The organism is Candidatus Allofournierella merdavium (assembly GCF_944382735.1).
GTDB lineage: Bacteria > Bacillota > Clostridia > Oscillospirales > Ruminococcaceae > Allofournierella_A > Allofournierella_A merdavium.
In genome coordinates, this window is record NZ_CALWND010000008.1 from 20120 (window position 1) to 37152 (window position 17033).

13 protein-coding genes and 1 other RNA gene are annotated in these 17033 nt (G+C 65.9%); 1 reads left to right on the plus strand and 13 read right to left on the minus strand.

Features of this window, described 5'->3' with window-relative positions:
• Positions 1-39: 39 nt before the first annotated feature.
• An RNA gene (rnpB, locus tag ACH2A7_RS07920) (RNase P RNA component class A) lies at positions 40-378 on the plus strand.
• A 48-nt stretch (positions 379-426) separates the two neighbouring features.
• Here rnpB and ACH2A7_RS07925 read toward each other — a convergent pair.
• From ACH2A7_RS07925 to ACH2A7_RS07985, 13 genes are all read right to left on the minus strand, one after another.
• Positions 427-693 carry a pro-sigmaK processing inhibitor BofA family protein gene (locus ACH2A7_RS07925; RefSeq protein WP_394961220.1) on the minus strand — a complete coding sequence of 89 codons (267 nt, stop codon included), beginning with the start codon at positions 691-693 and terminating at the stop codon, positions 427-429.
• Complete coding sequence (locus tag ACH2A7_RS07930) at positions 690-953, minus strand: DUF2508 family protein (protein WP_394961409.1); 264 nt, start codon at positions 951-953, stop codon at positions 690-692. The genes ACH2A7_RS07925 and ACH2A7_RS07930 overlap by 4 nt, the downstream gene beginning before the upstream one ends.
• 66 nt (positions 954-1019) lie before the next feature.
• Positions 1020-3107 carry a ribonuclease R family protein gene (locus ACH2A7_RS07935; RefSeq protein ID WP_394961221.1) on the minus strand — a complete coding sequence of 696 codons (2088 nt, stop codon included), beginning with the start codon at positions 3105-3107 and terminating at the stop codon, positions 1020-1022.
• 77 nt (positions 3108-3184) lie between these two features.
• The gene (gene secG, locus ACH2A7_RS07940) at positions 3185-3430 is read right to left on the minus strand and encodes a preprotein translocase subunit SecG (protein WP_394961223.1); all 246 of its coding nucleotides are present in this window, start codon (positions 3428-3430) and stop codon (positions 3185-3187) included.
• A gap of 100 nt (positions 3431-3530) precedes the next feature.
• Positions 3531-5780, minus strand: coding sequence for a DNA gyrase subunit A (locus tag ACH2A7_RS07945; protein ID WP_394961224.1), 2250 nt, complete (start codon positions 5778-5780; stop codon positions 3531-3533).
• Positions 5781-5806: 26 nt separating this feature from the next.
• Positions 5807-7786: a type IIA DNA topoisomerase subunit B gene (locus ACH2A7_RS07950; protein ID WP_394961225.1), complete on the minus strand. Its 1980-nt coding sequence runs from the start codon at positions 7784-7786 to the stop codon at positions 5807-5809.
• 168 nt (positions 7787-7954) lie between these two features.
• Positions 7955-8917, minus strand: coding sequence for a hypothetical protein (locus ACH2A7_RS07955; RefSeq protein ID WP_394961226.1), 963 nt, complete (start codon positions 8915-8917; stop codon positions 7955-7957).
• 35 nt (positions 8918-8952) lie between these two features.
• On the minus strand, positions 8953-11019 hold the full coding sequence (gene ftsH, locus ACH2A7_RS07960; RefSeq protein ID WP_394961411.1) for an ATP-dependent zinc metalloprotease FtsH: 2067 nt from the start codon (positions 11017-11019) through the stop codon (positions 8953-8955).
• A 159-nt stretch (positions 11020-11178) separates the two neighbouring features.
• Positions 11179-11724, minus strand: a complete 546-nt coding sequence (gene hpt / locus ACH2A7_RS07965; RefSeq protein ID WP_394961228.1) for a hypoxanthine phosphoribosyltransferase — start codon at positions 11722-11724, stop codon at positions 11179-11181.
• Positions 11721-13082, minus strand: a complete 1362-nt coding sequence (gene tilS, locus ACH2A7_RS07970) for a tRNA lysidine(34) synthetase TilS (protein ID WP_394961229.1) — start codon at positions 13080-13082, stop codon at positions 11721-11723. The genes hpt and tilS overlap by 4 nt, the downstream gene beginning before the upstream one ends.
• Positions 13069-14472 (minus strand): replicative DNA helicase, encoded by a 1404-nt coding sequence (gene dnaB, locus ACH2A7_RS07975; RefSeq protein ID WP_394961230.1) that lies wholly within the window; start codon positions 14470-14472, stop codon positions 13069-13071. The genes tilS and dnaB overlap by 14 nt, the downstream gene beginning before the upstream one ends.
• A gap of 74 nt (positions 14473-14546) precedes the next feature.
• Positions 14547-14993 (minus strand): 50S ribosomal protein L9, encoded by a 447-nt coding sequence (gene rplI, locus ACH2A7_RS07980; RefSeq protein WP_394961231.1) that lies wholly within the window; start codon positions 14991-14993, stop codon positions 14547-14549.
• 36 nt (positions 14994-15029) lie between these two features.
• Entirely contained in the window at positions 15030-17018 is a 1989-nt protein-coding gene (locus tag ACH2A7_RS07985) for a DHH family phosphoesterase (protein ID WP_394961232.1), read from the minus strand.
• Positions 17019-17033 lie beyond the last annotated feature (15 nt).

Below are 17033 nucleotides of genomic sequence, written 5' to 3' on the forward strand. Positions count from 1 at the left end.
GGCGGATGGACGTTTGTGTTACAATACAATGCAGGAAAACGAGTGGAACATACGGCAGCGGGGCGGCATCACGTCCGCTCTGAGGAAAGTCCGGGCTTCACAGGGGAATGGTAACTGCTAACGGCAGCCGGGGGCGACCCCAGGGATAGTGCAACAGAAAGAAACCGCCGCGTTTTCGCGGTAAGGATGGAAAGGCGAGGTAAGAGCTCACCAGCGCACTGGCGACTTTGCGGCTATGTAAACCCTACCAGAAGCAACACCCGTATGGGGCATACAGCGCGCCCCGCGCGCCCCGGAGGTGGCGTGAGCCTTGCGGCGACGCAAGGCCAAGATAGATTGTCGTTTAATACAGAACCCGGCTTACGGTCCGGTCGTTTTCCGCCAAAAAGGGCGTTCCCCGCCAAAGGGAACGCCCTTTTTGTTGTGTTATGTCCGCAGCAGCAGCCGCAGGGCCAGCAGGCAGATGACCCCCGGCGCCCCCAGCACCACCGCGATGAAGGAGGTGAACCAGTTGAGGGCAAGCCCCACGCCGGTGAAGGGGGCCAGCACGTTTACCGCCCCCAGGGCCGCCACGCCCGCCACCGCGTTGCCAAAGGCGGCCGCCAGCGGGCGCCGGTGCTTTGCCGCGGCAAGGCCCACCGCCAGCAGGACCGCCGCGGCGGCGGCCCACACCGGCCAGGCCGCCCCGCTCACAAAATGGCCCGCAGCCCCGCGGCCCGGGCCTGCCGCTGCAGATAGCGATAGCGGCTTTGGATCGCCTGGTATTCGTAAATGCGCTGGTCGATGAGCTCCGGCTCGGTCTCCAGATCGAACAGCATCTGGTTCTGACGCATGTCCGCCATGCAGTCCCGCAGGTCCTGCTCCAGCTGCTCCGGGCCGCGGCAGGTCGGCCGGAGGGCGGCGAGATCGGACTGGGCGGAGGCGGACTTTGCAAACAACAGCGCAAGGCCCATGGTGTGCACTCCCCTTTCTTCCTCAAAAAAGGTTTATGCCACCAGTTTAGGCAAATATTCCCTTATTTATTCCGCTGCCGCATCCGCCAGTTCGAAATCCACCCGGCCCAGGGCCACGTTGGCCGCCACGGCCTTTACGAACACCTGGTCGCCCAGCTGCCAGCGGCGGCGGCCCGCCCGCAGGCTGAAGCCCTCCACCAGCTCCGGCTCGCCGCCCAGGGTGTCGGCGCTGACAAAGCCCTCGGCGGTGTTGTCCAGTTCCACGAAAAAGCCGTGCCGGCTGACGCCGGACACCCGCCCCGCAAAGGTCTCGTTCAGATGGGTTGCCATATACTCCGCCTTGTAGCAGCTGTCGGCGCTGCGCTCCAGCTGCATGGCGGCCACCTCGGCGGCGCTGGAGCGCTCGCTGGCTTCGGCGGCGAAGGCGATGTAGCGGCTTTCCAGTTCCCGGGCGCTCACCCCGGCGCAGTAATCGCTGAGGATGCGGTGGATGGCCAGGTCCGGATAGCGCCGGATGGGGCTGGTGAAATGGGCGTAGTCCCGCAGGGCCAGGCCGAAGTGGCCCTTGGGCACCGGCTCGTAGCAGGCCTTGGCCATGCTGCGCAGCACCCCCATGTGCACCGCCCGCTCCAGCGGCTTGCCCCGGGTGGCGTCCAGCAGGGCGGCCAGTTCCGCCACGGTGGGCGCGTCGCCCTTGAAACTGGCGTTGAGACCCGCCAGGTGCAAAAGGTCCCGCAGGCGCTCGGTCTTTTCGGCGTTGGGGCTCTCGTGCACCCGGTAGACAAAGGGCAGCTTGTGGATGCGGGCAAGTTTAGCCGCGCACTGGTTGGCCAGCAGCATGAACTCCTCGATCATCCGCTCGGACAGGCCCCGCTGCCGCTTTTCCAGCTCCACGCAGCGGCCCTCCTCGTCCAGCACCAGCTTTGCCTCGTCGGTCTCGATGTCGATGCAGCCCCGGGCCTTGCGGGCCGCGGCCAGCCGCTGATAGAGCTGGGCCATCACCGGCAGCTGCGAGGCCACCGGGGCGTATTTCTCCACCAGCGCCTCGTCGGCCGCGCCCGCCAGCAGGGCGTTGATCTCGGAATACACGCCCTTCACCCGGCTGCGGATGACGGTCTTTTCAAAGCGGAAGTTCTGGATGGCGCCGGTCTTGTCCAGCTGGATGATGCAGGAGAAAGCCAGCCGGTCCACCCCTTCGTTGAGGCTGCACACCCCGTTGGACAGCTGCCGGGGCAGCATGGGGATGACGCTGTCGGCAAAATACACCGAGGTGCCCCGCTCCAACGCCTCCTTGTCCAGCGCGCTGCCGGCGCGCACATAGTGGCTCACGTCCGCGATGTGCACCCCCAGCTGCCAGCCGTCGGCGCTGGCGGAGATGCTGATGGCGTCGTCGATGTCCTTGGTCTCGGCGGAATCGATGGTGAAGATGGGCTCGGCCCGCAGATCCAGCCGCTTTTTGAAGTCCGCCGGGCCGGGCTCGGCGATCGTCCGGGCCTCCGCCTTCACCTTGTCGGGGAACTGGCGGCTGCGGCCGGCGGCGTAGAGCAGCGCCCGCACGCACTGGCGGGCCTTTTCGGCGCTGCCGAAGCGCATGGCCACCCCCGCCCGGTGGTCGGCGTAGTCGCTTCCCCGCTCCAGCAGTTCCACCGCCGCCTTGTCGCCGGGGCGCACCCCGCCGGCGGCGCTCTTCTTGATCTGCAGGCGCAAAAAGGGGCAGTCGTCCGGCGAGAGGAACAGTTTGCCCTTCTCGGCCACCACCACGCCCACGAAGGTGTCGCGGGGCTCCGTGACCGCCAGCACCTCCCCTTCCAGGCTGCCGGCCACCTTGGGCTTGTCAAACAGTTTCACCAGCACCCCGTCGCCGGGCATGGCGCCATTGAGGCCCCGGCCGGGGATGAAGATGTCCGGCCCGTCGGCCTGGGAGGCAAAGGCGAAGTTCTCCCCCAGCTTGACCAGCCGGCAGGGCAGGGCGGCGTCCGCAAGGCCGCCCCTGGTGAGGAAGCAGGCGCCGTTTTTGTACTGGACGCGGCCGCTCTCCACCAGTTCCTCCACCGCCCGCTGGACCTTTTTGTCGTTGCCCAGCACGCTTTTCAGTTCCCCCAGCCGACGGGGCTTTTTTTCCAGTTCCCGCAGGATCTTGGATCGAATGGACATATACACTACCTCGTGCCCCCGTGGGGCGATTCACAAAAAGGGGGCCCGCCGCTGCGAACCCCCTGGAAGATGCGGATTTACTCCATGACGCTGACGATGCTCACCAGCACGATGACCACCAGGAACACAGCCCCCAGAATGCGGGTGGCTCTGGCCAGCTTCACGTCCTTGCGGCGGGTGCGGCCCGCCTCCATCATGCCGCCCTCGCCCATGATCGCGCCGGACAGGCCCCTGCCCTTGGACTCCTGCGCCAGGGTGAGGAAGATGATGGCCACGGCCACCAGCATCAGCACGACGCCGCAAACGATCTCGATAACACTCATAGTATAAACGCTCCTTAGCTTTTAATACACACTTTTATGCAAAAAACATCATAGCACAAGGCCCTGTAAAATGCAAGGAAAATCTTGGCCCGAGGCGGCTTCACAGGCTCAGCTGCAGCTGTTCGGCCTGGTCCTCCTGGCGCAGCAGCGCGCCGGCGGCGGGCAGGGTGCGCACCCGGTAGCGGTGGGGGTTGGCCAGTTCCATCGAAGAGGCGGGCTTAACGCTCTCGATGGTCTGGTTTTTCTTCAGGGTGATGACCGCCACGCCCGCTGAGTCACGGGTGGCCTTTTCGCTGATCTGGGTGGAGTGCACCAGCAACAGCCTGCCCGCGCTGGTGCGCACCGCCAGCTCCTCGCTCTCCGGCAGCTGCAGCATGGCCGCCAGGGGCGATTTGTCGCTGTAGGCGTTGAGCAGCTTTTTGCGGTTCTGCTTGGTGGCGTAGCTGGCAAGGGGGATGCGGGCGCACTTGCCGTTCTGGAAGAAGAATAGCATATGGCCCTTGTAGTCGTCGGTGACCGCCAGGAACACCGGCGTTTCCCCCTCCTCCATGCCCAGCTTCACGGCCACAAAGTCGCCCAGCACGCTGGCCTTGGTGTCGGCGAAATCGCCGGCGCGGCACTTGTAGACCTGGTGCCGGTTGGTGAAGAAGAGCAGCCAGGCGGTGTTGTGGGTCTCGCACTGCCAGCGCACCTCGTCCCCCTCTTTCAGCTTCTGCTCGCTGCTCATGCGCAGCGACTGGGGGGTGATCTTCTTGAAGTAGCCCTCCCGGGTGAAGAACACCGTGACGGGATAATCGGGCATGGTGTCCTCCTCGGCGGCCTCCTCGGGCTCGGGGGCGTCGTAGAGGATGGGGCAGCGGCGGGGCTGGCCGTATTTTTTTGCCACCGCCGAGAGTTCGTCCATGATGATGCGGCGGATCTTCGCCGGGCTCTTCAAAATCTCATTGAGGCGCTCGATCTCCCCCGCCAGCTCCTCGATCTCTTTGGTGCGCTTGAGGATGTACTCCCGGTTGAGGTGGCGCAGTTTTATCTCGGCCACATACTCCGCCTGCACCTGGTCGATGCCGAAGCCGATCATCAGGTTGGGCACCACCTCTTCCTCCTCCTCCGTCTCCCGGACGATGGAGATGGCCTTGTCGATGTCCAGCAGGATGGCCTCCAGGCCCTTCAGCAGGTGCATCCGTTTTTCCTTGCCTTTGAGGTCAAAGTAAGTGCGCCGGCGCACGCACTCGGCCCGGAAGGCCACCCACTCGGTGAGGATCTCCCCCACGCCCATCACCCGGGGCTGGCCGCCCACCAGCACGTTGAAGTTGCAGGCGAAGCTGTCCTCCAGGGGGGTGAGGCGGAAAAGCTTCTGCATGAGTTTTTCCGGGTCCTGGCCGCGCTTTAAGTCGATGGTCAGCTTGAGGCCGTTCAGGTCGGTCTCGTCGCGCATGTCGCTGATCTCTTTCACCTTGCCGCCCTTCACCAGTTCGGCGATCTTGTCCATCACCGCCTCCACGGTGGTGGTGGGCGGGATGCGGGTGATCTCGATCATGTTGCCGTCCTTTTCGTAGTTCCAGACGGCCCGCACCCGCACGCTGCCCCGGCCGGTGTCGTAAATTTTGCGCAGTTCGGCCTCGTTGTACAGAATTTCGCCGCCGCCCACAAAGTCCGGGGCGGGCAGGGTGGAGAGCAGGTCGTGGCCCTCGTCCTTCATCAGGGCCACGGTGGTCTCGCACAGCTCGGCCAGATTGAAGGAGCAGATGTTGGAGGCCATGCCCACGGCGATGCCCAGGGTGTTGTTGGCCAGGATGGTGGGAAAGGTCACCGGCAGCAGGGTGGGCTCGGTGGTGGTGCCGTCGTAGTTCGGCACGAACTCCACCGTGTCCTTGTCGATGTCCCGGAAGAGCTCCTCGCACACCGGCTCCAGTTTCGCCTCGGTGTAGCGGCTGGCGGCGCAGGCCATGTCCCGGCTGTATGCCTTGCCGAAGTTGCCCTTGGAATCCACAAAGGGCACCAGCAGACTCTCGTTGCCCCGGCCCATGCGCACCATGGTGTCGTAGATGGCGGCGTCGCCGTGGGGGTTCAGGTGCATGGTGCTGCCCACGATGTTGGCGCTCTTGGTGCGCGCGCCCTTGAGCAGACCCATCTCGTACATGGTGTAGAGCAGCTTGCGGTGAGCGGGCTTGAAGCCGTCGATCTCCGGCAGCGCGCGGCTGACGATGACGCTCATGGCGTAGGGCATATAGTTCTGTTCCAGCGTTTCGGTGATGGGCGAATGCACCACCACGCCGGCGCCGGGGATCTCCACGTTGTCGCCCAGCTGGGGCCGGACGGGCGCAGTTTTTTTCGTCTGTTTTTTTGCCATTCTCGTTCTACCTCACAAATCTGCCGTCAGGAGAGGTCCAGCTCGTCCAGATACTCGGCGCCGTGCTCGGCGATGTGCTCCTTGCGGCCGGCCAGGTTGTCGCCCAGCAGCAGATCGAACATCGCGGCGGTGCGCTCGGCCTCCTCCGGCTCCACCTTGATGAGACGGCGGCTCTCCGGGTTCATGGTGGTGAGCCACATCATCTCGGGGTCGTTCTCGCCCAGGCCCTTGGAGCGCTGGATGGTGTACTTCTCCTTTTCCCCGATGCGGGAAAGGATGCTGGCCTTTTCCGGCTCGGTGTAGGCGAAGAAGGTGCGGGCCTTGGTGTTGATCTCGTACAGCGGGCTCTCGGCGATGTAGACGTAGCCCTCCTGGATGAGGGTGGGCACCAGCCGGTAGATCATGGTGAGGATGAGGGTGCGGATCTGGTAGCCGTCCACGTCGGCGTCGGTGCAGATGACCACCTTGTTGAAGCGCAGGTTGTCCAGATTGAAGGTGGCCAGGTCTTTTTTGCTCTTGCCGCCCAGCTCCACGCCGCAGCCCAGCACCTTGATGAGGTCGGTGATGACCTCGCTTTTGAAGATGCGGTCATAGTCCGCCTTGAGGCAGTTCAAAATCTTGCCCCGCACCGGCATGATGGCCTGATACTCCGAGTCGCGGCTGGTCTTGACCGCGCCCATGGCGGAGTCGCCCTCCACGATGTAGAGTTCGCGGCGGGCGGGGTCCTTGGTGCGGCAGTCCACGAATTTCTGCACCCGGTTGGCGATGTCCATCTGGCTGACCATGGTCTTTTTGATGGACTGGCGGGTCTTTTCGGCGTGCTCGCGGCTCTGTTTGTTGATGAGCACCTGCTGGCACAGCTTCTGGGCCTCGTCCGGCTTTTCCAGGAAATAGACCTCCAGGTTGTGCTTCAGAAACTCGGTCATCACCTGGGCCACGCCCTTGTTGGTGATGGCCTTTTTGGTCTGGTTCTCGTAGCTGGTGCGGGTGGAAAAGCTGCTGGAGACGTAGATGAGGCAGTCCTGCACGTCGGCGAAGGTGATCTTGCTCTCGCCCTTTTTGTACATTCCCTTGTTCTTGAGGAACGCGTCGATCTGGCCGACAAAGGCGGTGCGCACCGCCCGGTCGGGGCTGCCGCCGTGCTCCAGCCAGCTGGAGTTGTGGTAGTACTCCAGCAGCTGCGTTTTGTTGGAGAAGCAGAAGGCGGCGCTCATCTTGACCTTGTATTCCGGCTGGTCCTCCCGGTCCCGGGCCATGGCGGTGGACTCGCAGTACACCACCGGGGTCATGGCGTCCAGCCCGGCGATCTCATTCACATAGTCCTCGATGCCCTTTTCATAGAAGAAGGTGGTGGTGGTCTTTTCCGGGCCGGTCTCGTCCACCAGCACCAGGGTAAGGCCGGCGTTCACCACCGCCTGCCGCTTCATGGTGTCCAGGAAATACTGGGCGGGCACGTTCACGTCGGTGAACACCTCGGCGTCCGGCTTCCAGCGGATGGTGGTGCCGGTCTTGTGGCGGGCGGCAGGCTCTTTTTGCAGGCCGCCCACCGGCTCGCCCTTTTTGAAGTCGATGTGGTAGTGGAAACCGTCCCGCCAGACTTCGGCGGTCATCCACTCGCTTGCGTACTGGGTGGCGCACAGGCCCAGACCATTCAGGCCCAGGGAGTACTCATAGTTGTCCTCGCCGGCGGTGTACTTGCCGCCGGCGTACATCTCGCAGAAGACCAGTTCCCAGTTATACCGCTCCTCCTTGGGGTTGTAGTCCACCGGGATGCCCCGGCCGGCATCCTCCACCTGGATGCTGCCGTCCTTAAAGCGGGTGAGCACGATGCGGTCGCCGTAGCCCTCCCGGGCCTCGTCGATGGAGTTGGAGAGGATCTCGAAGATGGCGTGGGCGCACCCCTCCACCCCGTCGGAGCCGAAGATGACCGCCGGGCGCTTGCGCACCCGGTCCGCACCCTTGAGGCTGACGATGCTCTCGTTTGAGTATTCCTGTTTTTTTGCCAAACCGCTCTCTCCTTCGTCCCCCACCGGGGGCTTGTTCTACTATATTTTGCGCATACAAATTTATTTAACCACGCCCGGCCACAAAATGTCAAGGGATGCCGCGCCCGCGGATGGGGCCGAAAAAACGGCCCCGCCGGCTTTTCCGGCAGGGCCGCTTTTGTGAGATCGTTACAGGGTGAGGATGAAGCCCACGGCGGCGATGATGGCGCAGAGCACCGCGGTGATGGGGGGCGCCCAGCGGATGATCCGCCCGGCGATCACATCCCGGGGATCCTCCTCCGGCTCATCATACTCCTCCTCGTACTGATCCTGCGCCTGGTACTGGCCGCGGGAAGCGTAAGGCTGGGCGGCAGGCTGCGGGGCGGGCCGGGCGGCCCGGCGGGGCGGGGCGACGATCACATCGTCGTCCTCCTCCACCGGCGCCGCGGGGGCGGGGCGCCCCGAGAGGGGCGGCACCGCGCGGGTGGGCTCCTCCTGGCGGACGGGCGGCACCATGCGGGTGGGCTCGTCGTCGGTGGCAGGCGCGCTGGTATTGCTCTGCAGCAGGCTGGACAGGGTGTTCTGCAGCAGGATGCGGTCGGAGCCGCACTCGCTGCACCACACGCCGTCCTCCTCCCGGGGATGGAAGGCGCCGCAGGCGCAATACCAGCCCTCGTCCAGCACCTGAGGCACCACGGTGAGGCCCTCTTTGCGGGTGCGCTCGCAGAGTTTTTCCGCCAGTTCGGGGGGCAGTTTCTTGGGCGGGGTCAGCCGCACCCGGGGATAGCCGGTCAGGTCCACGGCGCTGCCGTCGGCGAAGCGGGCCGTGCCCAGCTCCACCTCCACGCTGCCGATGGGCGACGAACTGATATACACCGCGTCATCCGCGCCGAACACCTCGCCGTGGGAGGCGTTCAGCCCCTCGTAGACGAACTGATCCTGGCAGACCACCGCGCCGCTGCGGTCCTTGCATTTGAAGGTGATCTGCAGCTGGGTGAGGGGGTTGGCGGTGATGTTCTTGAAGGACAGGCAGACGGCGATGTCGCCGCTCACATCGCCCTTCAGCAGTTCCACCTTGACAAACTGCACCGGGCTGCCCTTGGTGAAGTAATTTGCGCGGGACTGGGCCAACAGGTCAAAATTTTCTTCCATGCAGGATCGCTCCTTTCCCTTTCACGAACGGTCGTTCACGGCCGGGGCTCGCCGTCCGGCTCCGGGGACTGCTCCGCGCCCTCCGCGGGTGCGGCCGGCTCCGCGGTCTCGGCAGACTCCGCGGTCTGGGCGGGCTCCGCCGCCTGCGCGGGCTCGGTCGTCTGGGCGGGCGCCTCGGGGGCGGCGGGCGCTTCGGGCGCCTGGGGTGCCTCGGGAGCCGCGGGCTTTGCCTCGTCCTCGGGCAGCTGGCCGCCCTCCATCAGGGTCTTGAACTCCTCGCCACTGAGTTTCTCCCGCCGGATCAGGGCCTGGGCCACCACTTCCAGCTGGTCCCGGTGCTCGGTGAGCATGCGGCGGGCGGTCTCGAATGCCTCGTCCACGATGTCGCGGATCTCGCTGTCGATCTCGGCGGCGATGGTCTCGGAATAGCCCCGGCCCTGGGTGAAGTCACGGCCCAGGAAGGTCTCGCCGGGGTCGGAGCCGTAGACCACCGGGCCCATCCGCTCGGAGAAGCCGTAGCGGGTGACCATGGCGCGGGCGGTCTTGGTGGCCCGCTCCAGGTCGTTGGAGGCGCCGGTGGAGATGTCGTCCAGCACCAGCAGCTCGGCCACCCGGCCGCCCAGCAGGGTGACGATCTGCTCCTGCATCTGGGTCTTGGTGACGTAGGTCTGGTCCTTCTCGGGCAGGCTCATGGTATAGCCGCCGGCCATGCCCCGGGGGATGATGGAGATCTCATGCACCGGGTCGGCGGTCTTGCAGTAGTAGTGGGTGATGGCGTGTCCCGCCTCGTGGTAGGCGGTGAGGCGCTTTTCCTTCTCGGTGACCACCCGGCTCTTCTTCTCGGGGCCGGCCACCACCTTGATGCTGGCCTCCTCGATCTCCTGCTCGGTGATGGCCTTCTTGCCCCGGCGGGCGGCCAGCAGGGCCGCCTCGTTCACCAGGTTTTCCAGGTCCGCGCCGGAGAAGCCCACGGTGGTGCGGGCGATGGTCTTGAGGTTCACGTCGGGGGCGAGGGGCTTGTGGCGGGTGTGCACCTTCAGGATCTCCTCCCGGCCCTTGATGTCCGGCAGGCCCACATACACCTGCCGGTCGAACCGGCCGGGGCGCAGCAGGGCGTGGTCCAGGATGTCCGCCCGGTTGGTGGCGGCGATGACGATGACGCCCTCGTTGGCGCCGAAGCCGTCCATCTCCACCAGCATCTGGTTGAGGGTCTGCTCCCGCTCGTCGTGCCCGCCGCCGAGGCCGGTGCCCCGCTGGCGGCCCACGGCGTCGATCTCATCGATGAAGATGATGCTGGGGGCGGTCTTTTTGGCCTTGTCAAAGAGGTCGCGCACGCGGGAGGCGCCCACGCCCACATACATCTCCACAAAGTCGGAACCGGAGATGGAGTAGAAGGGCACGCCGGCCTCGCCGGCGCAGGCCCGGGCCAGCAGGGTTTTGCCGGTGCCCGGAGGGCCCACCAGCAGCACGCCGTGGGGGATGCGGGCGCCCAGGCTGTTGAACTGGCTGGGGTTCTTCAAAAAGGCGACGATCTCCTCCAGCTCGTTCTTTTCTTCGTCGGCGCCGGCCACGTCGGCAAAGGTGGTCTTGCGCTTGTCCTCGGTCTGGTCCTTGACCTTGGCGCGGCCCACGTTCATGATGCCGCCGCCCTGGCTGCCCCGGTACATGGTGTAGAACACGAACACCATGCTGCCCACCAGCATGACCATCAGCAGGATGTCGAACCAGGGCACCTCCGCCCGGGCCGCGATGTAGTCGTAGACCATGGGCGAATCGGGATTCGCCGCGTTGTACTGGTCGATGTAATCCTGCACATAGGTGACGAACAGCCCCGGATAGGGCAGCCGGTAGGTGATGTGATAGATGCCCTCCCCCGAGGGCAGGATGTCCTGAACGGTCTGCTGGCTGCCCATCATGGCGCTGAGCAGGCCCTGGGTGGTCTGCTGCACCTGGGCCTCGGCGGTCGCGGACTCCTTTACCCCCTCCGGCAGGGCCACCTCGCCCTCCTTGAGGGCCAGGCGCAGGTTGCCGGTGTTCAGGTCCATCTCAAAGCCAACCACCTGATTGGCCTCAAAGTAGTCCACCACCTTGGAGTAGGGCATGGTCACACCGCTGGAGGCGGTGGAGAAGGTGGTCCACAGATTGAACGCCAGCAGGGCCAGCGCCAGCAGCACGGCGATGTACACGCCGTTGAATTTCGGTCTGTGCTGCAAAAACTCATCTCCCATCCGCGGGGCGCATCCCCGCGCGTTTGATTTTGGTCAGCCCCCGTAGACGTGGGGCTTGAGCACCCCCACAAAGGGCAGGTTGCGGTACTGCTCGTCGTAGTCCAGGCCGTAGCCCACCACGAACTCGTCCGGCACCTCAAAGCCCACATAGTCCGCCACGAGGTCCACCTTGCGGCGGCTGGGCTTATCCAGCAGGGTGGCGATGCGGATGCTGGCCGGGTTGCGCCCGCGCAGCAGGCCGGTGAGGTAGGAGAGGGTCATGCCGGAGTCCAGGATGTCCTCCACGATGAGGATGTCCTTGCCGGAGAGGTCCTGGTCCAGGTCCTTGACGATCTTCACCACGCCGCTGGTCTTGGTGCCGCTGCCGTAGCTGGACACCACCATGAAGTCGATGGCGCAGGGCAGGTCGATGGAGCGCATCAGGTCGGCCATGTAGACCACGGCCCCTTTGAGCACCGTCACCAGCAGCAGGTTCTTGCCGGCATAGTCCCGGGTGATCTGCGCGCCCATCTCGGCGCATTTGTCCTTCAGCTGCTCCTCGCTGAGCAGCACCTTGAGGATGTCGTCCCTCTGGCTCATTCCTCTTCCTCCCTATGTTCACAATGCCGGGGCTCCACCACCAGCAGCCGCCGGGTGTTTTCGTCCGGCCGCAGGCCGTGGGCGAACCCCTCGCCCCAGAGCCACACCACCCGGCTGCCCGCCGCCAGCAGCGGCAACGAATCCCGCCGGGGCGCGGGCACCTTCTGCTCGTTGAACAGTTTTTTCAGCGTCTTATCTACGTTCCGGCCGGCGGGACGGAACACATCCCCCGCCTGACGGGTGCGCAGACACAGGCTACTGCTTATTTTATCATAATCTGCGCAATTGTCGAATGGTTTTTTTGCAGTTTGGGCAAATTTTATAGATTCTTCACATTCCGCCCCCTCCACAAGGCGCAAACGCAGGCAAAACCCGCCGGGCAGCCGGTATTCGCCGGGTCGCGCCTCCACCGGCGCGAAAAAGGCCGGTTCGGCCGTGCGCCGGCGCTCCAGGCGGCTGCCGCGCGCCGCCAGCCGCACGGCCGGCGTCAGCTGCACCGCCCCCGCGCGGCGGGCCAGCAGGGCCTCAAGGCGCTGGATGTCCCCCTTTCGCAGCGGCCGCTCGGCCTCCACCAGGATGCGAAGGGCCTCCGCCCGCTCCACGGCGGGCGCGGCGGCCAGCGTGTCCAGCCGCCAGGCATCCGGGGCGCAGGCCGCGCTCACCAGCAAGTGTTCCCCCCTGCCGCGCAAATATTGCGTCAGTTCCCCCATCCGGGCGCAAAACGTCCCGAAGGCGGCCTCCGCCCCGGGGCAGGCGGCCTCGATGGCGGGCATGGCGTAATGGCGCAGCTTGTTGCGGGCGTAAACGTCGGAGAGGTTGTCCTCGTCGGTGACCCAGGAAAGGCCCCGGCTGCGGCAAAACGCCTGGGCCTGGGCCTTGGTGACGCCCAGCATGGGCCGCACAAAGCACCCCCGCGCCGCGGGGATGCCCGCCGCCCCCCGCACGCCGGCTCCCCGGGCCAGCCGCAGCAGCAGCGTCTCCGCCTGGTCGGAGAGGGTGTGGGCGGTGGCGATCTTCACGCCGGGGCCCGCCAGCGTCTCAAAAAAGCCGTAGCGAAGCTGACGGCTCCACTCCTCGCTGCGGTGCCCCACCGGCGCGTCGGCGGCAAAGGCGTGGAGGGGCACCCCCTTCTCGTTGCAGAACGCCGCCACAAAGGCGGCGTCCCGGGCGGATTCGTGCCGCAGGCGGTGGTCCACATGCACGGCTTCCACCGTGACGCCCAGCGCCTCTTGGTATTCCAGCAAAAACTGCAACAGGGCCATGGAGTCGGCCCCGCCCGAGACCGCCGCAATGACCCTGTCTCCCGGCGCCAGCAGCGATCTGCAGGCCGCCAGCACCGTTTCTTCAAATCGTTCCATGGTTGTAATCCACATTCATGAACCGGGTGTGGGCGCCGTCCCAGGCAAGGTCCACCTTGCCGGTCTCGCCGTGGCGGTTCTTGGCGATGATGCATTCAGCGGTGGAGGCGTCGGAGTCCTCCAGGCTCTGCCCGGTCATGGAGGTATAGTAGCCCTCCCGGTACAGGAACAGCACGATGTCGGCGTCCTGCTCGATGGAGCCGGAATCCCGCAGGTCGGACAGCTGGGGCCGGTGGTCCGACCGGCCGCTGGACTTTTCCGCCGCGCGGGACAGCTGGCTCAGGGCGATGACCGGCACGTTCAGTTCCTTGGCCATGATCTTCAGGTTCCGGGTGATATCGCTGATCTCCTGCACCCGGTTCTCGGTGCGCTTGCCGCTGGTCATCAGCTGGAGGTAGTCGATCACCACCAGCCCGATGGGCGGGCGGGAGGGGTCCTGGTTGACCCGGCGGATCTTGGCCTTCACCTCGGGGATGGTGATGCCGGAGGTGTCGTCCATGTAGATGGGCACGTCGTGCAAAATTTCCGAGGCGTGGGCCAGGTCGTCCCACTCGGCGTCGCCCAGGGCGCCCGAGCGGAAGGCGTGGCTGTCCACCCCGGCCTCGGCGGAGAGGATGCGGTTGGTCAGCTGCTCCTTGCTCATCTCCAGGCTGAAGATGGCCACCGGCACCCGCTGCTTTTTGGCCACATTGGTGGCGATGTTCAAAGCAAAGCTGGTCTTGCCCATGCCGGGGCGGGCCGCCAGGATGATGAGGTCCGAGCGGCCCAGGCCGGTGAGGATGGTGTCCAGATAGGTGAAGCCGGTGGGGATGCCGGCGTATTTGGATTTATCCGGGCCGGTGATCTTCTGCAGGGTGCCCAGGGTCTCCACCAGGGCGGCGGAGAGTTTGGTCAGGCTGTTCTGCTCGCGGCCGGAGCGGATCTCGTAGAGCTTCTGCTCGGCGCTCTCCAAAAGCAGCTCGGCACTGGGGGCCTCGCCGCTCTGCTGCAGGATGCTCTGGGCCACCTCCAGCACCTGACGGGCCACGAACTTCTCCTGCACGATGCGGGCGTAGGCGCTCACATTGCTGATGCTGGGCACCGTCTCGCCCAGCCGCGCCAGGTACACCTTGGCGGCGTCGGGGCTCTCGAACACGCCGGCGGCCACCACCGCGTCCAGCAGGGTGACCAGGTCCACCCGCTCGCCGGCGGTGAACAGCCGCACCATCTCGGAGAAGATCTCGCCGTTCTGGCGGGCATAGAACATCTCCGGGCGCAGGGTCTCCACCAGTTCCGGCAGCACGGACTCGCTCTCCAGCAGCGCGGCGCCCAGCACCGACTGCTCGGCCTCCATGCTGTAGGGCTTGGCCACGCCCAGCGATTCAAGATCAACGGAAGTAAAATCCTGCATGAAACCTCATCCCCTGCCCCGCCCTGCGCGGGGCGGCCGTTGCTGGTTGCGAGCGGGCCGCGCGGCACGCTCTCTCACTGTTCCTCCACCTTCACCTTGAAGGGCGCGCTCACGCCCGGGTGCAGCTTGACGGTGGCGGAGTAGGTGCCGAAGTCCTTGATGTCCCGCTCCAGTTCCACCTTGCGCTTGTCGATCTCGGTGCCGGCCACCTTGCTCAGGGCCTCGGCCACGTCCTTGGCGGTGATCTTTCCGAACAGCCGCCCGGAGGCGCCGCCCTTGGCCTTGAGGGTGACGGTCTTGTCCTTCACGGTGTCGGCCAGCGCCCGGGCGGCGGCCAGGGCCTCGGCGGCGTGGTGCTCTTTGGCCTCGCTCTTGGTGCGGGCCATGTTCACCGCCGCCGCGTCCGCCGGGGCGGCCAGGCCCCGGGGGAACAAAAAGTTGCGGGCGTAGCCGTCCGACACCTCGTGGATCTCGTCCTTTTTGCCGATGGTTTTCACGTCCTGCTTCAGAATGACCTTCATGGTTGTTTCTCCTTTATGTAGGTGTACCGCGCGGCCTCACGGCTGCGCAGGCTGCTGATTTTTGAGGCTCGCCTGCTGCTGGCGGCGATAGTCGGCGATGGCGTCGCAGAGCATCTGCTCGGCGTGGTCCAGGCTGATGTTCTTCAGCTGCGCGCCGGCCATGGTCATGTGACCGCCGCCGCCCAGCTTTTCCAGGATCACCTGCACGTTCACCTTGCCCATGCTGCGGGCGGAGATGTTCACCCCGTCCCCCTTCTGCACCGCCACGAAGCTGGCGCCCACACCGTTGATGGTGAGCAGGTCGTTGGCGGCCTGGGGCACCGCCACCGCCATGCCGGGGGGCAGTTCCCCCGACACCGAAACGGCGCAGCCCATGTACAGGCGGGCGCTCTCCACCAGGTTGGACTTGACGGTGTACTCCTCCAGCGAGGAGTTGAAGAGGGAGCGCACCTCCTCGGTGGCCGCGCCCATCCGCCGCAGGTAGGCCGCGGCCTCAAAGGTGCGCACGCCGGTGTGCAGCGCAAAGCTGCGGGTGTCCAGCATGATGCCCGCCAGCAGGGCCTGGGCCTCCAGGGGGGTGGGGTCGGTCTCCTTGCCGGGCACATACTGCAGCAGTTCGCACACCAGTTCGCAGGTGGAGGAGGCGTAGGGCTCGTGGCAGAAGAGCACCGGGTTCTCGATGTGGCCCACCGCCTTGCGATGGTGGTCGATCACCGCCACATGGCCGCATTTTTCGTAGAGTTCCCGGCTCTCCAGCAGGTTCACGATGTGGGTGTCCACCACCACCAGCAGGGTGTTCTGGGTGACCAGTTCGGCGGCCTTCTCCGGCTCGATGAAATCCTCGGCCAGGCCCGCCTGTTCAAAGCTGTCGATGAGGCTGGTGGCCAGGGTGGCCTTGCGGCGCACCGCGATGACGGCGGGCACGTCCAGCCCCTTGCAGATGCGCAGCACGCCCACCGCGGCGCCCAGGGCGTCCAGGTCGCTCATGCGGTGGCCCATGATGACCACGCTGTCCGCCTGGCGCACCAGGTCCACCAGGGCGTTGGCCAGGATGCGGCTCTTCACCCGGCTGCGCTTCTCCACGCTGCGGGTGACGCCGCCGTAAAACTCAAAGCCGTCGGGGGTCTTCACCGCCGCCTGGTCGCCGCCCCGGCCCAGGGCCATGTCCAGCGACTGCTCGGCCATCTGCTGACACTCTTTCAGGCAGCTGCCGCCCCGGCCCACGCCGATGGACAGGGTCAGCTGCACCCCCTCGTTCAGGGCGCGCACCTTGTCCAGCAGGTCGAAGCGGGCGGCCACCATCTCCTTCATGTGGCGCTCCTCCACCACGGCGATATACCGGGAGACGGCCACCCGCCGCAAAAAGCCGTTGGTGCGGGCGAAGTACTGCTCCAGCGTGCGGTTGATGGCCTCCATCACATGACTGCGCTCGGAGTCCCGCAGGTCGGCCACCAGTTCCTGATAGCCGTCCACCTCGATCACAAGGTAGGACGGGCGGCTGGCGGCGTACTCGGCGGCGGTGGTCTTGAGTTCGGTGTTGTCCACCAGATAGAGGACGGCGTAGCCCTCCGCGCCGGGGCCGGGGGCGGAAAAGGCGGTGTAGCGCCGGCCCGCCCGCTCCAGGTTCTGCCCCTTCTCCTCCGCGCACTGGCGCAGGTCCAGGCCGGGCAGCACCCGGCTCACCGGCTGGAGGAACGCGTCCTCGCCGGCCAGCAGCCGGGTCTTGAACGCCTCGTTGTACCACACCAGCGTTTTGCCGCACAGCAGCGCCGCCGGCAGGCGCAGCGCGCCCAGGTCCAGCTGCAGCTCGCTGCCCTCGAACCGGGCGCAGGTCACCGCGCGGCAGACCGACCGGCGCAGCCGCCGCCCGCCCAGGATAAGGGCCGCCGCGATGATCGCCAGCGCCGGCACCAGAGCCAGCAGGGCCACCGGGCGCAGCAGGGCCAGCACGGCGCCGAGCACGCAGCACAGCGCCAGCAGGGCGGCACAGATCAGTTCCAGGGTAAGACGCGGTCGGTTGCGCATGGGTCGTTCGCCTCC

What these genes read in the sequence shown, in the direction of transcription:
- ACH2A7_RS07930 (WP_394961409.1), bottom strand. Translation starts at nt 953, where the DNA reads ATGGGCCTTGCGCTGTTGTTTGCAAAGTCCGCCTCCGCCCAGTCCGAT.
- ACH2A7_RS07945 (WP_394961224.1), bottom strand. Translation starts at nt 5,780, where the DNA reads ATGGCAAAAAAACAGACGAAAAAAACTGCGCCCGTCCGGCCCCAGCTG.
- tilS (WP_394961229.1), bottom strand. Translation starts at nt 13,082, where the DNA reads ATGGAACGATTTGAAGAAACGGTGCTGGCGGCCTGCAGATCGCTGCTG.
- ACH2A7_RS07985 (WP_394961232.1), bottom strand. Translation starts at nt 17,018, where the DNA reads ATGCGCAACCGACCGCGTCTTACCCTGGAACTGATCTGTGCCGCCCTG.
- dnaB (WP_394961230.1), bottom strand. Translation starts at nt 14,472, where the DNA reads ATGCAGGATTTTACTTCCGTTGATCTTGAATCGCTGGGCGTGGCCAAG.
- ACH2A7_RS07935 (WP_394961221.1), bottom strand. Translation starts at nt 3,107, where the DNA reads ATGTCCATTCGATCCAAGATCCTGCGGGAACTGGAAAAAAAGCCCCGT.
- ftsH (WP_394961411.1), bottom strand. Translation starts at nt 11,019, where the DNA reads ATGCCCTACTCCAAGGTGGTGGACTACTTTGAGGCCAATCAGGTGGTT.
- secG (WP_394961223.1), bottom strand. Translation starts at nt 3,430, where the DNA reads ATGAGTGTTATCGAGATCGTTTGCGGCGTCGTGCTGATGCTGGTGGCC.
- ACH2A7_RS07955 (WP_394961226.1), bottom strand. Translation starts at nt 8,917, where the DNA reads ATGGAAGAAAATTTTGACCTGTTGGCCCAGTCCCGCGCAAATTACTTC.
- rplI (WP_394961231.1), bottom strand. Translation starts at nt 14,993, where the DNA reads ATGAAGGTCATTCTGAAGCAGGACGTGAAAACCATCGGCAAAAAGGAC.
- hpt (WP_394961228.1), bottom strand. Translation starts at nt 11,724, where the DNA reads ATGAGCCAGAGGGACGACATCCTCAAGGTGCTGCTCAGCGAGGAGCAG.